General features: G+C 65.0%; 17 protein-coding genes. 13 read left to right on the plus strand and 4 right to left on the minus strand.

Going from position 1 to position 16,540, the window contains the following annotated elements:
• Position 1 precedes the first annotated feature (1 nt).
• The 7 genes from tmk to AB7F11_RS15790 all read left to right on the plus strand — a co-directional run bounded on the left by tmk (position 2) and on the right by AB7F11_RS15790 (position 5,965).
• On the plus strand, positions 2-661 hold the full coding sequence (gene tmk / locus AB7F11_RS15760) for a dTMP kinase (RefSeq protein ID WP_428300128.1): 660 nt from the start codon (positions 2-4) through the stop codon (positions 659-661).
• Entirely contained in the window at positions 658-1,680 is a 1,023-nt protein-coding gene (locus AB7F11_RS15765) for a DNA polymerase III subunit delta' (RefSeq protein ID WP_428290617.1), read from the plus strand. Before tmk ends, AB7F11_RS15765 begins: the two co-directional genes overlap by 4 nt.
• Positions 1,681-1,821: 141 nt before the next feature.
• Positions 1,822-2,193, plus strand: a complete 372-nt coding sequence (locus AB7F11_RS15770) for a PilZ domain-containing protein (protein WP_428290618.1) — start codon at positions 1,822-1,824, stop codon at positions 2,191-2,193.
• Positions 2,194-2,276: 83 nt separating this feature from the next.
• On the plus strand, positions 2,277-3,098 hold the full coding sequence (locus tag AB7F11_RS15775) for a TatD family hydrolase (RefSeq protein ID WP_428290619.1): 822 nt from the start codon (positions 2,277-2,279) through the stop codon (positions 3,096-3,098).
• 34 nt (positions 3,099-3,132) lie between these two features.
• Complete coding sequence (locus AB7F11_RS15780; protein WP_428300788.1) at positions 3,133-3,804, plus strand: ankyrin repeat domain-containing protein; 672 nt, start codon at positions 3,133-3,135, stop codon at positions 3,802-3,804.
• A 137-nt stretch (positions 3,805-3,941) separates the two neighbouring features.
• Positions 3,942-4,430 (plus strand): tripartite tricarboxylate transporter TctB family protein, encoded by a 489-nt coding sequence (locus tag AB7F11_RS15785; protein ID WP_428290621.1) that lies wholly within the window; start codon positions 3,942-3,944, stop codon positions 4,428-4,430.
• Between the two features lie 23 nt (positions 4,431-4,453).
• Positions 4,454-5,965: a tripartite tricarboxylate transporter permease gene (locus AB7F11_RS15790; protein ID WP_428290647.1), complete on the plus strand. Its 1,512-nt coding sequence runs from the start codon at positions 4,454-4,456 to the stop codon at positions 5,963-5,965.
• Positions 5,966-5,993: 28 nt separating this feature from the next.
• Here the strand turns inward: AB7F11_RS15790 and AB7F11_RS15795 are convergent, their stop codons facing one another.
• On the minus strand, positions 5,994-6,758 hold the full coding sequence (locus tag AB7F11_RS15795) for an SDR family oxidoreductase (RefSeq protein WP_428300130.1): 765 nt from the start codon (positions 6,756-6,758) through the stop codon (positions 5,994-5,996).
• Between the two features lie 275 nt (positions 6,759-7,033).
• Here AB7F11_RS15795 and AB7F11_RS15800 point away from each other — a divergent pair, with 275 nt between their 5' ends.
• From AB7F11_RS15800 to AB7F11_RS15820, 5 genes are all read left to right on the plus strand, one after another.
• Positions 7,034-7,876, plus strand: coding sequence for an ABC transporter substrate-binding protein (locus AB7F11_RS15800; protein ID WP_428290623.1), 843 nt, complete (start codon positions 7,034-7,036; stop codon positions 7,874-7,876).
• Between the two features lie 12 nt (positions 7,877-7,888).
• Positions 7,889-8,575, plus strand: a complete 687-nt coding sequence (locus AB7F11_RS15805; protein ID WP_428290624.1) for an ABC transporter permease — start codon at positions 7,889-7,891, stop codon at positions 8,573-8,575.
• Positions 8,576-8,716: 141 nt separating this feature from the next.
• Positions 8,717-9,430: an ABC transporter permease gene (locus AB7F11_RS15810; protein WP_428290625.1), complete on the plus strand. Its 714-nt coding sequence runs from the start codon at positions 8,717-8,719 to the stop codon at positions 9,428-9,430.
• The gene (locus AB7F11_RS15815) at positions 9,420-10,592 is read left to right on the plus strand and encodes a succinylglutamate desuccinylase/aspartoacylase family protein (protein ID WP_428300131.1); all 1,173 of its coding nucleotides are present in this window, start codon (positions 9,420-9,422) and stop codon (positions 10,590-10,592) included. Before AB7F11_RS15810 ends, AB7F11_RS15815 begins: the two co-directional genes overlap by 11 nt.
• Positions 10,593-10,617: 25 nt before the next feature.
• Positions 10,618-11,418 (plus strand): ABC transporter ATP-binding protein, encoded by an 801-nt coding sequence (locus AB7F11_RS15820; RefSeq protein WP_428290627.1) that lies wholly within the window; start codon positions 10,618-10,620, stop codon positions 11,416-11,418.
• 3 nt (positions 11,419-11,421) lie between these two features.
• Here the strand turns inward: AB7F11_RS15820 and AB7F11_RS15825 are convergent, their stop codons facing one another.
• Both AB7F11_RS15825 and AB7F11_RS15830 read right to left on the minus strand, forming a co-directional pair.
• Positions 11,422-13,926, minus strand: coding sequence for a penicillin acylase family protein (locus tag AB7F11_RS15825; RefSeq protein WP_428300132.1), 2,505 nt, complete (start codon positions 13,924-13,926; stop codon positions 11,422-11,424).
• A 70-nt stretch (positions 13,927-13,996) separates the two neighbouring features.
• Positions 13,997-14,941 (minus strand): FHA domain-containing protein, encoded by a 945-nt coding sequence (locus tag AB7F11_RS15830; RefSeq protein WP_428290629.1) that lies wholly within the window; start codon positions 14,939-14,941, stop codon positions 13,997-13,999.
• A 305-nt stretch (positions 14,942-15,246) separates the two neighbouring features.
• Here AB7F11_RS15830 and AB7F11_RS15835 point away from each other — a divergent pair, with 305 nt between their 5' ends.
• Positions 15,247-15,579, plus strand: coding sequence for a hypothetical protein (locus AB7F11_RS15835; protein ID WP_428290630.1), 333 nt, complete (start codon positions 15,247-15,249; stop codon positions 15,577-15,579).
• A gap of 41 nt (positions 15,580-15,620) precedes the next feature.
• Here the strand turns inward: AB7F11_RS15835 and AB7F11_RS15840 are convergent, their stop codons facing one another.
• A complete protein-coding gene (locus tag AB7F11_RS15840) occupies positions 15,621-16,532 on the minus strand; it encodes an LD-carboxypeptidase (protein WP_428300133.1) in 912 nt (303 codons plus the stop codon).
• Positions 16,533-16,540: the final 8 nt, after the last annotated feature.

Below are 16,540 nucleotides of genomic sequence, written 5' to 3' on the forward strand. Positions count from 1 at the left end.
CATGCAACCGGCTGGACTCTTCATCACCTTCGAAGGCATCGACGGCGCAGGCAAGTCCACCCACATCGCCGCCCTGGCCGAGGCCTTCCGGGCTGCCGGCAGACACCTGACGCTCACCCGAGAACCCGGCGGCACGCCATTGGCCGAAAAACTGCGCGAAATGGTGCTCAACGACGCCATGGACCCGCTGTGCGAAGCCCTGCTGATGTTCGCCGCTCGGCGCGATCACCTGCAGCAGGTCATCGAACCGGCGCTGGCGCGTGGGGACGTGGTGCTGTGCGACCGCTTCACCGACGCCACCTTTGCCTACCAGGGAGGCGGACGCGGCTTCGACCTGAACGTGCTGCAGCAGCTCGAGCAATGGGTGCAAGTCCGAGCCGATACCGGGCAATTGCGGCAGCCCGACCTGACCGTCTGGTTTGACCTGCCGCCCGACGTGGCAGCCCGGCGCCTGGCCGGCGCCCGCGTGCCCGACCGCTTCGAAGCCCAGCCGGAGGCGTTCTTCCGGCGTGTGGCCGAAGGCTACGGAAGCCGGCTGAAGCAGGACCCCGCGCGCTTCGTGCGGGTGCCGTCGGACCAGTCGAAAGAAGCCGTGTGGCGCGCAGTGCGCGCCGCCTTCGAACAGCGCGGCTGGCTGCAGGTGACCGAGGTTCGTGCATGAGTGCGATGCTGGCGCCGTGGCTGCAGAACCAGCTGAACATCCTGCTGGCCCAGCGCGGCCATGCGCTGCTGCTGGCAGGTCCTTCGGGTCTTGGTCAGTACGACCTCGCGCTGGCACTGGCACGCACCTGGCTGTGCGAACGGCCCGGCCCAATGGGCGCCTGCGGCGAATGCGGCAGTTGCCACGCCATCGACGTGCGCACCCATGCCGACCTGTGCGCCCTGATGCCCGAGACGCTGAGCCAGGAGCTGGGCTGGCCACTGGACGAGGGCGCACAGAAGGAAATAGACGACAAGAAGCGCAAGCCCAGCAAACTGATTCGTGTGGAGGCCGCGCGCGAGGCGGTGGCGTTCACCCAGTTCACTCGCTCGCGCGGCAGCACCAAGGTGATCCTGGTCTACCCGGCCGAGCGCATGAACATCGAGTCGGCCAACACCCTGCTCAAGACGCTGGAGGAGCCGGTGGGCGAAGTGCGCTTCGTGCTCGCCACCGACGCCGCCCACCAGTTGCTGCCCACCATCCGAAGCCGCTGCCAGACGCACGCCATGGTGTGGCCCGACGAGGCCCAGGCACTGGACTGGCTGATGGCGCAGCAAGCCGCCGCAGGCGCCACGCGGGAGCAGGCCCGCGTGTGGCTGCAGGCCGCCGGTGGCCGGCCCGACGACGCCTTGGCCTGGGCGGCCTCAGGGCTGCAAGGTCCTGCATGGGCGCAATTGCCGAGCTCGCTGGCCCGCGGCGACTGGGCACTGCTGTCCGACTGGCCGCCGGCCCAGCAACTCGCCGTGTTGCAGAAGCTGTGCCATGACCTCATGGCCAAGGCCGCCGGCGCGCCCGCTCGGTTCTTCCCGCCAGAACACCTGCCCGCCACGCCGCGCTGGGGCGCGCTGGCGCAGTGGTCGCGCGAACTCATGGCGGCGGCCCGTTCGGTGGAGCACCCCTACAGCGCCGGCCTCATGCAGGAAGCCTGGGCCGCCCGAACGCGCCAGGTGCTGGCCAGCACGGAGCAGCGCGGGGCCTGAATGAGCCATCCCGACAAGCCGACCGCGCGGCGTCCTTTTGCTCATTGCGCGCATTTGTCACGGAAACACCCCGCTTTTGGACGCATGGTTCGGGCCTCGAAGCCACAGCGCACGGGGCGATTGCCGCTAAACTGACCCCCCATGAGCACCAACCCCTCTCCATCGGCCGCCGCGGCGCGGCCGAGCGTGATCCAGCTCTCTATCAAGGAGAAGGCGGCGCTGTATGCCGCTTACATTCCGCTGTTCGCCGACGGGGGCATCTTCATTCCTTCGGCGCGCGAGTACCGCCTGGGCGATGACGTGTACGTGCTGCTGAGCCTGCCCGACGATCCGCAGCGCTACCCGGTGGCCGGCAAGGTCGCCTGGGTCACGCCTGCCAAGGCGCAGGGCGCACGCACCCAGGGCGTGGGCATCCGTTTTCCGGCCGATGAAAAATCGCGCCAGCTCAAGCTCAAGATCGAGGAGATCCTGGGCGCGAATATCGGCTCGGACAAGGCCACCCAGACCCTCTGACCCGCCTTGACGGCGGTTCCCGTGGAGCCGATGCGGCGCACAATGCGTGTCCCATCGGCTTTTTGCTGCCCATTCGATTCCGCATGTTCACCGATTCCCATTGCCATCTGAGCTTCCCCGAGCTGCGCGAGCAGTTGCCCGTCATCCTTGAAGCGATGGCACAGGCCCAGGTCGAGCGGGCCCTTTGCATCTGCACCACCCTGGAAGAATTCGAGGACGTCTACCGTCTGGCCCACGACCATCCTCACCTGTGGGCGACGGTGGGCGTGCATCCCGATACCGAGGGCTTGCAGGAGCCTTCGCTGGACGACCTGCTGACCCGGGCGGCGCGGCCCCGCGTGGTGGGCATTGGCGAGACCGGCCTGGACTACTACCGTCTGGGCGGGCGCAGCGTGGCCGACATGGCCTGGCAGCGCGAGCGCTACCGCACGCACATCCGTGCAGGGCGCCTGACCGATCTGCCGCTGGTGATCCACACCCGCAGCGCATCAGACGACACGCTGGCGATCCTGCGGGAAGAGGGCGGGCTGAGCGCCTCGTCCTCCCAGACAACGTCTGATGGAGCGGTCTCCCGTGGGGTGTTCCATTGCTTCACTGAAACCATGGCGGTGGCGCGCGCCGCGCTGGATCTGGGCTTCTACATTTCCTTCTCGGGCATCCTGACCTTCCGCAACGCGGCGGACCTGCGCGAGGTGGCGCAGTTCGTGCCGCTGGACCGCACGCTGATCGAAACCGACAGCCCTTACCTGGCGCCCGTGCCGCACCGGGGCAAGACCAATTCACCGGCCCTCGTGCCTTGGGTGGCTCGCCAGATCGCAGAGATCAAGGGCATCGAGTTGGACGCGGTGGCGCAGGCCACCAGCCGGAACTTCGAGCGGCTTTTCGGTCGGGTTCTGGCATCTTGAATGCCCTGAAAACCTCAAGCAATACATGAGATATATGAAAAAACGCATTGTCATTAAATGTTTTTTCCTGATCGGCTCACTGCTGACCACGTCATCCTGGGCCAGTTCGTTCGACGACTTCTTCGCCGCCATCAAACGCGATGACGTTGCCGCCATCCAGGCGCTGGCGCGACGTGGTTTCGATCTGAACACGCGCAACGCCGCAGGCGAGCACCCCTTGTACCTGGCGCTGCGAGACGACGCCGCCAATGTGGCTGACTATCTGGTGGGACAAGCCAAAGTGGACGTGAACGCCATTTCGGAAAAGGGCGAAACACCCCTGATGATGGCCGCGCTCAAGGGTCACCTGGCCATGGCTCGTCGCCTTATCGACCGCAAAGCCGAGGTCAACAAGACAGGCTGGACCCCGCTGCACTATGCCGCCACCCACGCCGGCGCCGAAAGCCCCGCCATCGTGCGGCTGCTGCTGGAGAACCATGCCTACATCGACGCCGAATCGCCCAACCGCACCACGCCCCTGATGATGGCCGCCCACTACGGCAACCCAGGCGTGGTCAAGCTGCTGCTGGAAGAGGGGGCGGATCCTCTGCTGAAAAACCAGAAAGGTTTGAGCGCGATCGACTTCGCGCAGGGCGCCAACCGGGCCGAATCGGCTGAAATCATCGCCGCGTTCGTGCGGGCGAAGCAGCCTCGCGGTCGGTGGTAATACCTTTCAATCATTCAAACATTGCTCAAATCGGCACGAAAGACCGGATTTGAGGCCCCGAGTAGGTGTAATCCACATTGGTTCATCCAAACCTGCGCATCAAAATCGCCCGGATACCCACAAATTGAGGAGACGCTGTGAAGCTCGCCAGTCAGAAAGACTTCTTTTCAGGACTCATGTTCACCATCGTCGGCATTTCATTTGCCGTCGGCGCCACCAACTTCACGGTCGGTACAGCTTCCCGCATGGGGCCCGGCTATTTCCCGCTGCTGCTCGGCATCTTGCTCGCTGCGCTCGGCATCCTGGTCACGGTGCTCTCGTTCAGGAGCAAATCACCCGACGGCGACCCCATTGGCGCTTTCGCGTGGCGGCCCCTGGGCTACATCCTCGGTGCCAACCTGGCCTTTGGTGCGCTGCTGGTCGGGCTGCCCTCGATCGGTTTTCCGGCCATGGGCCTGATTGTTGCGATCTACGCACTGGTGATCATTGCCGGCATGGCGCGCCCCAAACACAGCCTCAAGGAATCGGTGATTCTGGCCACCATCCTGGCCATTGGCAGCTATGGCGGTTTCGTCTACCTGCTCAACCTGCAGTTCCCCGTGTGGCCTGCGTTCCTGAACTCCTGATCCCCTAGGCTGCACACATCATGATGGAACTCTACGATCACCTGGCGCTGGGCTTCGGCGTCGCCTTCACTTTCCAGAACCTGATCTACGCCTTCATCGGCTGCCTGCTGGGTACGCTGATCGGTGTGCTGCCTGGCATCGGCCCGCTGGCCACCATTGCCATGCTGCTGCCGGCCACCTATGGCCTGCCGCCCGTGGCCGCGCTGATCATGCTCGCCGGCATCTACTACGGTGCGCAATATGGTGGTTCCACCACCGCCATTCTGGTCAACCTGCCCGGCGAGTCGTCTTCCGTGGTGACCGTGATCGACGGCTACCAGATGGCGCGCAAGGGCAGGGCAGGGCCCGCCCTCTCGGCCGCCGCGCTGGGCTCCTTCTTTGCGGGCTGCGTGGGCACGCTGGTGCTGGCTGCTTTTGCTCCCCCGCTGACCGAGGTGGCCCTGAGCTTCGGCCCGGCCGAGTATTTCGCACTCATGGTGCTGGGCCTCATCGGCGCAGTGGTGCTGGCTTCGGGCTCGCTGCTCAAGGCGTTGTCCATGATCGTTCTCGGCCTGCTGATCGGCCTGGTCGGCACCGACGTGAACTCCGGCGTGGCGCGTTTCAGCTTCGACATTCCCGAACTCACCGACGGCATCAGCTTCGTGGTGATCGCCATGGGCATCTTCGGCTACGGCGAGATCATCAGCAACCTGTCGCAGGACGAAGAGAAGCGCGAAGTGTTCGTGGGCAAGGTCAAGGGCCTCATGCCCACGGCGCAAGATTTCAAGCACATGGTTCCTGCAGTGCTGCGGGGCACGGCCCTTGGCTCCATGCTGGGCATCCTGCCCGGCGGCGGCGCCCTCCTGTCTTCCTTCGCCGCCTACACGATCGAGAAGAAAACCAAGCTCAAGCCCGGCGAAGTGCCGTTCGGCCAGGGCAACATCCGCGGCGTGGCGTCGCCCGAGGCGGCCAACAATGCCGGCTCGCAGGCGTCCTTCATTCCGCTGCTCACCCTGGGCATTCCGCCCAACGCCGTGATGGCGCTGATGGTGGGTGCCATGACCATCCACAACATCCAGCCCGGCCCGCAGGTGATGACCTCGAATCCGGAACTGTTCTGGGGCCTGATCGCCTCGATGTGGATCGGCAACGCGATGCTGGTGATCCTGAACCTGCCGCTGATCGGCCTGTGGGTCAAGCTGCTCACGGTGCCTTACCGCTGGCTGTTCCCGGCCATCGTGCTGTTCTGCGCCATCGGTGTCTATTCGACCAACAACAACAGCTTCGACATCTGGATGGTCGCGCTGTTCGGCCTCATCGGCTACATCTTCATCAAGCTCGGCTGCGAGCCGGCGCCGCTGCTGCTCGGCCTCATCCTCGGACCGATGATGGAAGAGTACCTGCGCCGCGCCATGCTGATTTCGCGCGGTGACTGGTCGGTGTTCGTCACCCGCCCGATTTCCGCCTCTCTGCTTGCTGCGGCGGTGGTGCTGCTGATCATCGTGCTGCTGCCGTCGATCAAGAAGAAGCGAGAAGAGGCCTTCGTCGAAGACTGATGCAAAAAAGGGGCCCAGGCCCCTTTTTTCATCCTCTGCCCACGAAGGGCATCTGGCTGGCCATCACGGTCATGTTCAGCACATTGGTCGACAGCGGGAGCCCGGCCATGTAACGCACCGCCTGCGCCACGTGCTCCACGTCCATCATGGGTTCGGTGGCCATGGTGCCGTTGGCCTGGCGCACGCCCTGGGTCATGCGTGCGGACAGCTCGGTCAGCGCATTGCCGATGTCAATCTGGCTGCACACGATGTTGAAGTCGCGTCCATCCAGCGCAATGGCCTTGGTCAGGCCCAGCACCGCGTGTTTGCTGGCGGTGTACGGGCTGCTGAAGGGGCGGGGCGCATGCGCGGAAATGGAGCCGTTGTTGATGATCCGGCCGCCTTGCGGCGTCTGTCGGCGCATCAGGCTGAAGGCAGCCCTTGCGCAGAGAAAGACACCGGTCACGTTGGTGTCGATCACGTCTTTCCAGCGCTCCACCGGCAGCTCGTCCATGGACACTGCCGGGGCGTTGACTCCTGCGTTGTTGAACAGCAGATCGAGCCGGCCAAAGCGCCGCTCGATTTCGTCGAACAAGGCCTGCACACTTTGCGGGTCGCGCACGTCCGACGGAATGGCCAACGCCTGCTGGCCATAGGCCTTGGCCACGTCGGCCACCGCCGCCAACGGATCAGGCCGCCGGCCCGTGAGCACGACCTGAAAACCATCCAGCAACAAGCCGAACGCAACCGCGCGGCCGATGCCGCTGCCTGCGCCCGTGACGAGCGCGATCCGTGGAGATGCCTCAGAAGGCATGGTGATGCCTTGTGGTGGTGTGGAAATGAAGCCGATGGTAGTCGCGGCGTTTGGCCATGGATGGCCTCATTGAGGTTCCACGATGTATATTATGTAAAGTTAAAGAAGCGAGGCACCGGGCCTGGAACTTGCTGCCCCATCGCCTGTCTCCAAGGCAACGTGTTCAGGGCAAACACTGCTGACCTCTGCACTGCGCTTCGTTACCCTGCACCTACAATCCATCGCCTGCAATCAACCCTCTGGTCGCCCATAGCGGCGGCCTGCGAAAGACCTCCATGAAACACGTCCTCCTGTCCCTCAGCCTCATTGGTGCGGCCGCCCTGGTGGGCTGCGGCAAGACCGAAACACCGGCACCGGCAGCGGCTCCCGCAGCCGCTCCGGCCGCAGCACCGGCTCCGGCACCTGCCGAGATGCCTGAACTCAAGGTCGCCATCGACCCGACCTACGAACCTTTCACTTTCAAGACCGCCGACGGCAAGCCCACGGGTTTCGATGTCGACATCGCCGAGGCGCTGTGCAATGAAATCAAGCGCAAGTGTGTGTACGTCGAACAGGTCTGGGACAGCATGATTCCCGGCCTGCAAGCCAAGAAATACGACGTCATCATCAGCTCGATGTCGATCACCGAAGAGCGCCAGCAGGTGGTGGATTTCACCGACAAGTACTATTTCACACCCAGCCGCATCGTGGTCAAGACCGGCACGGCATTCACCGACCTGGCCTCGCTCAAGGGCAAGAAAATCGGCGTGCTCAAAGGCAGCACACAGGAGAAATACGCCATGGGTGAGCTCAAGCCCGCCGGCGCGAGCATCGTTCCCTACGAAGCCCAGGATCAGGTCTACCTGGACATCAAGTCCGGTCGCCTGGACGGCACGGTGGCAGACCAGGTTGAAGTCAACGGTGGTTTCCTGAGCAAGCCTGAAGGTGCTGGCTATGGTTTCGTGGGCCCCGTCCTGAACGACCCCAAGTACTACGGTACCGGTGTCGGCGTGGCGCTTCGCAAGGGCGAGACCGAGCTCAAGGACCAGTTGAACGCCGCCATCAAGACCATCCGCGCCAATGGCGTCTACGAGACGGTGAGCAAGAAGTACTTCGACTTCGACGTCTACGGCAACTAACACCCCGGCGCCTTGACCGGCTACCACGCCTCGATCCTGCAAGGCGCCCTCCTGACGGTGGGTGTCTCGCTGGCCGCCCTGGTCGTGGCCATTCTGCTGGGTCTGCTGGGCGCGAGCGCCAAGCTCTCGGGCCGCCCCATCCTCGTGGGGCTGGCCACGGCCTACACCACGCTGGTGCGGGGCATCCCCGAACTGGTGCTGATGCTGCTGATCTTCTACGGCGGCACCATTGGCCTGAACAAGCTGCTCGAGGCCATGGGCAGCCGTGCATCGGTGGACATCAACCCGTTCCTGGCGGGCATGCTCACGATCGGCTTTATCTACGGTGCCTACATGACGGAGACCTTCCGGGGCGCCATCCTTTCAATTCCCAAAGGCCAGATGGAGGCAGGCTGGGCCTTCGGCATGAGTCCGTTGCGCACGTTCCTGCGCATCACTGCACCGCAGATGGTGCGCTACGCCCTGCCCGGCTTCACCAACAACTGGCTGGTGCTGATCAAGGCCACGGCGCTGGTGAGCCTGATCGGGCTGCACGAGATGACATATCTCGCCAAGCAGGCCAGTGCGGCCACCCGTGAGCCATTCACGTACTTTCTTTTTGCAGCCGCGCTGTTCCTCGTCTACACCACGATCTCGCTGTGGGCATTGCGCTGGCTGGACCGCCGCTTCAGCATGGGCGTGAAACGGGCGCGGGCTTAGGATGAAACACCCCCGCAGCGCTTCGCGCTACACCCTCAAGGGGGCGATACCAGCCGTCCGGCAAAGCCGGCCCGGCGGCATCTCGCGGCTAGACCGCTTCATGCGTCGTGGGTCGCGCTTCGGCGTGGTGGAGCACCCAGGATGAACTGGGAAGTGATCTTGCGCCCCGGCACACTCGCCATGTATGGCGAGGGCCTCATCACCACGCTGTGGCTTCTGCTGTCGTCGCTTGGCGTGGGCGCGGTGCTGGCACTGCTGTTTGCACTCGCGCTCACCAGCTCCATCGCGCCTTTGCGCTGGCTGGTCGGGGCCTATACCTATGTGATCCGGGGCACGCCGCTCTTGATCCAGCTCTATCTCATTTACTACGGCCTGGCCCAGCTCGACTGGATCCAGGCGCGCTGGAACGACATCTGGCCCTGGACGCATTTCAAGGAGCCGTTTTTCTGCGCCCTGCTGGCATTCAGCCTGAACACCGCCGGCTACACCGCCGAGATGATTGCCGGCGCGATCCGCGAGACAGCGCCCGGCGAAATCGAGGCCGCCCAGGCCATGGGCATGAGCCGCAGCCTGGCGCTGCGCCGCATCGTGCTGCCCAGCGCGCTGAGGCGCACGCTGCCGGCGTACAGCAACGAGGTGGTGATGATGCTGCACGCCACCAGCCTGGCAAGCACCGTCCCCGCCATGCTGGACGTGACCGCCGCGGCCAGCCGCATCTATTCAGACTTCTATCTGCCGTTCGAGGCCTACTTGTTCGCCGCGGCAATCTACCTCACCATCACGTTCAGTCTGGTGGGCGCGTTCAAGCTGGCCGAGCGCCGCTTCCTGGCCCACCTTGCACCCCGTGCGCACTGAAGCACGACAAGACAGCACCGGCATGCAGCGCATCGAACACCCTCTGCCGAGCCCCAGCCTGGGCAGCCAGAAGACACTGGTCAGCTTCCACTTCGGCTCGCCTGACGCACGCCCCAAGGTGTACATCCAGGCCAGCCTTCATGCCGAGGAACTGCCCGGCATGCTGGTGGCGCATCACCTGCGCGAGCACTTGCAGGCTGCCGAGGCCGAGGGGCGCATCAGGGGTCAGGTGGTGCTCGTGCCGGTGGCCAATCCGATTGGCCTGGCGCAGCGACTGGACCACAAGGCCATGGGCCGCTTCGAATTCGATACGGCGCAGAACTTCAACCGCCACTACCCCGACCTGGCCGACGCGGTGCTCGCCGACGCCATGAAGCAACTCGGACCCGATGCGCAGGCCAACGTGGCCACGGTGCGTTCGCTGGTGGGCCAGTGGCTGAAGTCCTGGCAGCCGGCAAACGAGCTCGAAGGCCTGCGTCGGCACCTGCTGCGTCTCTCGCACGACGCCGATCTGGTGCTGGACCTGCATTGCGACTGCGAGGCGGTGCTGCACCTCTACAGCGAAGAAGCCTGCTGGCCACCGCTGGAGCCCCTGGCCCGCCTGCTGGGTTGCCGCGCCGTGCTGCTGGCGCGCGAATCCGGCGGAGGGCCGTTCGACGAACGCCTCTCCGGCCTGTGGTGGCAACTGGCCGACCGCCTCAAGGCCGCCGGCCTGCAAGTACCACTCCCTCAGGCGTGCGCGAGCACCACCGTGGAGTTGCGCGGCGAAGCCAATGTGTCGCACGCACTGGCCAGGCAGGACGCCCAGGCCCTGCTCGCGTTCCTCGAACACGGTGGCGCGATTGCCACCCCCAGCCCACCCGTGCTGCCTGCCCTGCCCTGCACCCCCACGCCGCTGTCGGGCTCGCAGACGCTGCATTCCACCGTGCCCGGTGTGCTGGTTTTCCTGGCCGCTCCCGGGGCTCGGCTGGCGGTGGGCGACGTGGTGGCCGAAGTGATCGACCCCACGGCACCCGAACATTCGCGCGTGCACGCGGTGCGCGCCGAGGTGGCCGGCGTGTTGTACGCCACGGTGCGCGAACGCTACGTGGTGGCCGGTGGCGAGGTCGGCAAGATCGCTGGCGCCACGCCGTTCCGATCGGGCAACCTGCTCGGTGCCTGAAAACCTTTCAACCCTGGCCATCCCCATGACCACTGACACCACTTCTGCCCGACCTCCCGCACGGCCGCTCCTGGAAGTCCACGACATCCACAAGCGGTTTGGCAGCAACGAGGTGCTCCGGGGGGTGTCGTTGCAGGCGCGCGCGGGCGATGTCATCAGCCTGATTGGCAGTTCGGGCTCGGGCAAGAGCACGCTGCTGCGTTGCATCAATTTGCTGGAAAACCCCAACAGCGGGCGCATCGTGCTCGGCGGCGAGGAACTGCAGCTCAAGGCCGACCGCCACGGCGAACTTCGCGCGGTGAATGCCGCGCAGTTGCAACGCCTTCGCACCAAGCTGGCCATGGTGTTCCAGCACTTCAACCTGTGGGCTCACATGACGGTGTTGCAGAACATCATCGAGGCACCGGTGCATGTGCTGGGCATACCGAAGGACCGAGCGGTGGAAACCGCGCGCCGCTATCTGGAGCGTGTGGGGCTGCGGGGCGTGGAAGACCGCTACCCCTCGCACATGAGCGGCGGCCAGCAGCAGCGCGTGGCCATCGCGCGCGCGCTGGCGGTCGAGCCAGATGTGATGCTGTTCGACGAGCCCACCAGCGCGCTCGACCCCGAACTGGTGGGCGAGGTGCTGCGCGTGATGAAACTGCTGGCCGAGGAAGGCCGCACCATGGTCGTGGTCACCCACGAGATGGGTTTCGCGCGCGAGGTGTCTTCGCACCTGATCTTTCTGCACAAGGGTTGCATTGAAGAACAGGGCGTGCCCGTCGAGGTTCTGGCGCGCCCGAAAAGCGAGCGCCTGGCGCAGTTTCTTTCGGGGAACCTGAAGTGACTGTCAGGGCCTGAGTTCGAGCGTCGATGCCCACTGGGCCGGGTTCATGGTCAGCGCCCGGTACTGCACCCCCACCCAGGTTTCGCTCATGTCGCGGTAGCGGCTTGAAAACACGTTGCCGCTCTGACCCGTCTGGTAGATGAAACGCGAGTTGTCCAGATCGGCCAGGTCGTAGATGGCGCGCAGGCTGGCGGCGTGGCGGTTGGCGTACGGCGCGTCGAGCTTGTCCAGGTGGTACTGGCCCACGTTCACCGTGAAGGGATCGCCGCCCGTGGGCGTGCGCACCTCGAAAAAGTGTGCCAGGGGTTTCACGTTGCTCAGCGGACGGTGTATCGAGATCGCAGGGTGCGCATCGCCCCAACGCCAGGCCGTCACGTCTGCGCCATGCACTTTCTGCAATCGGTCCAGCGCGTCGGCCAGCGCTGCGCTGCTGGCGGCGGCGCAACCGCCCGTGCCGCACCAGTTGGCGTCGTCGCGTTCCAGAATGCCTTCCATGGCGTTGCGGAACAGCCGTTTGCCGTACATGGCCTCGAAGCGTTCCTTGCCCAGACGAGCGCCGATCACACGCCGCGTGAACGAGTCCGCCCAGGCGGAGTAGATCAGCGGCGCGGCGCGCTCGGCATCCATCACGCCATCGAAATCACGCAGTGCAGCCAGCGCAGCGGCAGCCAGAGGGTGGTCGGACGTGGTCTTCTGCAAGAACGGCAGCAGGCGCAGCGTGGCCTTTGAAAGCTGGTCAGCGTGGATGGCCTGGAACGACTCGATGCCGTGGTTCGGTGTTTTCTCCAGCAGAGCCTCGATGCGTTCCTGCCGGTACGGTGCGGCCCAGTCCTGCGTGAGGAAGTGCGGGTAGTCCAGGCCATGGATGCGCTGGTTCGCGGTGGCGATCCAGCCGCGTGCACCGTCGTCCTGGGGCGTGTCCTCGTAGGGCAGCCAGCCGGCCCAGTCGTAGCGCGCGTCCCAGCCGGGTGCGGGCGCCACGCCGCGAATGTCGTTGCCGGGCGAGCGCAGCGGCACCTTGCCCACTGCCTTGTACTGAATGCGCCCGCTGCGGTCGGCCATCACCACGTTCTGCATCGGCGCATGGAACTCGCGCAACGCCTCCACCATTTCGGGGACCGAGCGTGCGCGGTTGGATTTCAGGGTCGCCACCACGTTGCGGTTGTCCGCGTCCAGCGCGGTCCAGCGCAGCGACAGCACGAAACGGGTGGTGTCCAGCACCTTCGCGTGCTGGGCCTGGGCATCGCTGAGCACCGGGCCGTGGCGGGTTGAGCGCACGGTGTGGATCACATCCGACTCGCCCTTGACCCGGATGGTCTCGGTGCGCCGGGTGAAGTCGGCCCAGGCGGGCTCACCGCCGTTGCCCGGCACCCGGTACTGTCGAGGGTTCGCGGGGTTGATCTGTTCCAGGTACAGGTCCTGCACGTCAGGACCTGTGTTGGTGAAACCCCAGGCCACCTCGGCGGTGCGGCCCAGCACCACAAAGGGCGTACCCGGCAAGGTGGCGCCGATCACGTCCATGCCAGGCATGCCCTCGACATCGGGCGCCTGCAGGCGCGCGAAGTACCAGATGGCCGGGGCGCTCAGGCCCAGGTGGGGGTCGTTGGCCAGCAAAGGCTTGCCGGTGGCGCTGCGCGAGCCAGCCACCACCCAATTGTTCGATCCCTTGCCCTCCACGTCGCCCAGGCCCTGGGTCCACAGGTCCAGATCCGCACCGATGCGCGCCAGGAAGCCTTCGCGCAGGTTCCGGCCCGAGGGAGCCACCGGCGCGGCGCTGGTGGTCACGGCTCCCTGTCGGTACACGCCCAGGTCTCGGTACACCGTGGCAAGGTCCGCCGAAGCTGCGGGCTGTTCGCCCGGATACGGCGGGAACAGCTCCCACAGCGCCTGGGTGTCCAGCACGCGCAGCGCCGACAGACGCGCGAACTCGTTGCCCCAGTTGGCGCCAAGATCCAGTGCCATCATGATCGACCAACCCACGCTGTCCAGCGGGTCCCAGTATTTGCCGGCGCGAGCCTGCCCGGAAGGGTCGATGCCCAGCAGAAGGAACTCGGGCGTGAGGGCCTGGTCACCCTGCGCAAAGAACGCGTTGATCCCCGCGCTGTAGGCCTTCAAGGCCAACTGCGCATCGGCCGGCAGCCCCTCGAACTGGGCGCGCGCAGCCTCCCGGATGCCCAGTGTGCGCATGAGCCGATCGGTCTCCAGCGTGGCGGGCCCCAGCACTTCGGAGAGCGTGCCGCGCATGACGCGGCGGTTGAACTCCAGTTGCCAGCCACGCTCCTGCGCATGCACGTAACCCATCGCCATCCAGGCGTCCTGCGGTCGGCTGGCCAGAATGTGGGTCACATCGCTGGCGTCGCGCTGCACCTTCACCGGTGCCACCAGCCCGGGCAGCGAGAGCGAACCCGACGTCTGCGGCAGGCTGCGCTGCACATAGAACGCCGCCAGCGCCACGAGCAGCACCAGCGCGAAGCCCAGCAGGGCGGCCAATCGTCGAAACCAGCGCACGGGTTGTCTCCTGCGTCGCCCCGGCCATGGCGTGCGGGTCCGGGGGTGTTTTGCTGCCTTGTCGGTCGACCTATTTGCGGACCATGCCGTGACCGAGGGAAATGGTGCCATCCACCAGCTTGAAGCTCACGGTGGGCGCGCTGAAGTCGGTGAACGGCGCACCCATGGCAATTTCACCATCGCTGTGCAACAGGCATTCCTGGCGGCGCAGCGAAATGGTGTTGTCGCCGCCGGCGAAACGCACCCAGGTGCCGTAGCTGCTGATGTCTTCCAGCACGTAGTTGCCGGAGCGGATGTCGATGCTCGCGTGCATCCGCGAAACCCGAGGGTCGCTCACCACAAAATCTGCCTCGGGCACGCGCCCGATCTTCAGCGGCAGGTCGGTGATGTTGAACGCGTGGGTGGAGTCCAGCCAGGCCAGCTCGATGCCGCCAAACATGGATTCAGCGGAGTTGTGAAGTGCGTGAAGATCGGCCGGCAAGGTGAGGAATTCGGAAAGCATCTCGGGCTGCCACTCCACGCGAAACACCTCGCAGGGCTCCACCCTGCCCTTGATGCGCATCGGTCCCAGGCTGCGACTGCGCACGCCGTTGCGCGGGCCGAGTTTCCGGATCACGGTGTCGGTGGCCATGATCTGCTCCGGCCCTGCCAGGTCGCTCAATCGAGATGCCACGTTGACGGCATCGCCGAAACAGTCGCCATCGACCACCACCACCTGCCCGCGCGCCATGCCAATCTGCATCATCAGCTTGAGCCGGTTTGGCCACTGGGCCACGCGCTTGGCATGCTCCTGCTGGATCTGGACCATGCTTTCCACGGCATTTCGGTTGTTGGAGAACGACAACAACACCCCATCGCCCAGCATTTTCACGACCTTGCCGCCACTTTCCACGCCGATCGTGCCGATCCATTGCGTCAGCTTGGTCACGGCCTTGGTGGCCCGGTCGTTGCCCAGTGTTTCAAACACGGAGACGCTGCCGGTCAGGTCGACAAAAGCAATAGTCAGTTCGGCCATAGGGACGGAGGAATATGCGCTGGATTACAACACACCACCCCCCGTATTCTGAGAGCGTGCGCGACCCCGTTCCATACCCCGGCAGGCGGCTTGACATCCGCCTGTTTTGCGATCCAAAACCACCATGGGTCCGGCTCTGGCGCATAAAAAGGTATTACACACTTCAGCCTCAATCTGAAAAATCCCCTGTAAACGTTTGATTTATCTGTTGTTTTTCGACTTTGGTGCAAAATATGTCATTGCACAATTCAGGAGACGGAACGTATCCTGTATCCAATTGGGACAAAGTCGTTGAGGCCACTTTCATGCGCTGGTTCAAACCCGGTATCCGCAACAGCATTTCGGCGCTTCTGAGCCCGGAAGTGCGCAAGGACTCGACCGAGGCCCTTGAGCCTGTGCGAGAAGCGATGCTGGCCGTGCTCGGGGAAGAAGGCGCCAAGGCCAATCCACAGCTCACTCGCAAGCTCAAGTACCTGCACGACGCCCACGCCCTGTGGTTCGCCCGCGCCGAAATGGTGGCGGCGTTGAGCCAGTTGCACGGGGAGGCGCTGGCTGTGCACCGGGTGCAGAGCCTGTCTCCCGTCTTTCAGGGTCTGGTGCCCAAGAGCCTGATGGACGCCTGCCGGATCCGCAGGTAAGCCCACGCTGCGGCGCTTCTCGAACAGCCCGTTTTCCGGCCTCAACCCCAGTAGATGAGGGCGTCGCGGCCTTCGACCATCAGGTCCACCTTGCGCCCCACGGGCAGCAGCACCTTGGTCTGCACGTGCCCGAACGGCAGCCCGGAGAACACCGGCGTTCTGGTCTGCGTGCGCAGCCATTCCACCACCCGCTTCAGATTGAACCCCCGGTCGTAGCCGGGCACGAGCTTGAAGCGGTTGAAGGAACCGAGCAGCACGGCCTTTTGCTGCCCGACGATGCCCGCATGGACGAGTTGCGTGAGTTGCCGCTCGATGCGGTACGGGTGCTCGTTGGTGTCCTCGAGAAAAAGGATGCCGCCTTTCACCGCCGGCAGGTACGGCGTACCGACCAGCGCGCAGACCACGTTCAGATTGCCGCCCCACAGCGTGGCGCCGCGCACGCGCAGCTCGGAGGCGTCCTTCGCCGCATCGGCCGCCGGCAGCGTCCAGCCCGCCCCTTCGCCGTGGCCGACCAGCAGGTCGTCGAAACAGGCTTCCATGATGTCGTCCGGCGCTTCTGCGCCGAAGTCTTCGCCCAGCGCGGGTCCCGCCCAGGTGATGCCGCCGGTCTTGGCCAGCAGGCTCATCTGCAGCGCGGTGAAGTCGCTCATGCCCACGAAATGCGTGCCGCGTTCGATGGCACGGGTGATCTGCTTGAACGGCAGCCCTGCGAGGATGCGGGTGAGTCCGTAGCCACCGCGTGAAATCAGGGCCACATCGGCACCACTTGCCGCCGCACGGCCGATGGCGGCCAGTCGGGTCTCGTCGTCGCCTGCAAAGCGCATGTGGCTTTTCAGAACCGCCTCGTCCAGTTCAACCTCGTGGCCCAGTGTCCTGAGGCGGGCCACGCCGCGTCGAAAGGCGGCTTTGTCTCGAACCGCGCTGGAAGGGGAATAGACGTAGATGTGGCTCATATGGACCT

This window comes from Hydrogenophaga sp., from assembly GCF_050250835.1.
Taxonomy (GTDB): domain Bacteria; phylum Pseudomonadota; class Gammaproteobacteria; order Burkholderiales; family Burkholderiaceae_C; genus Hydrogenophaga.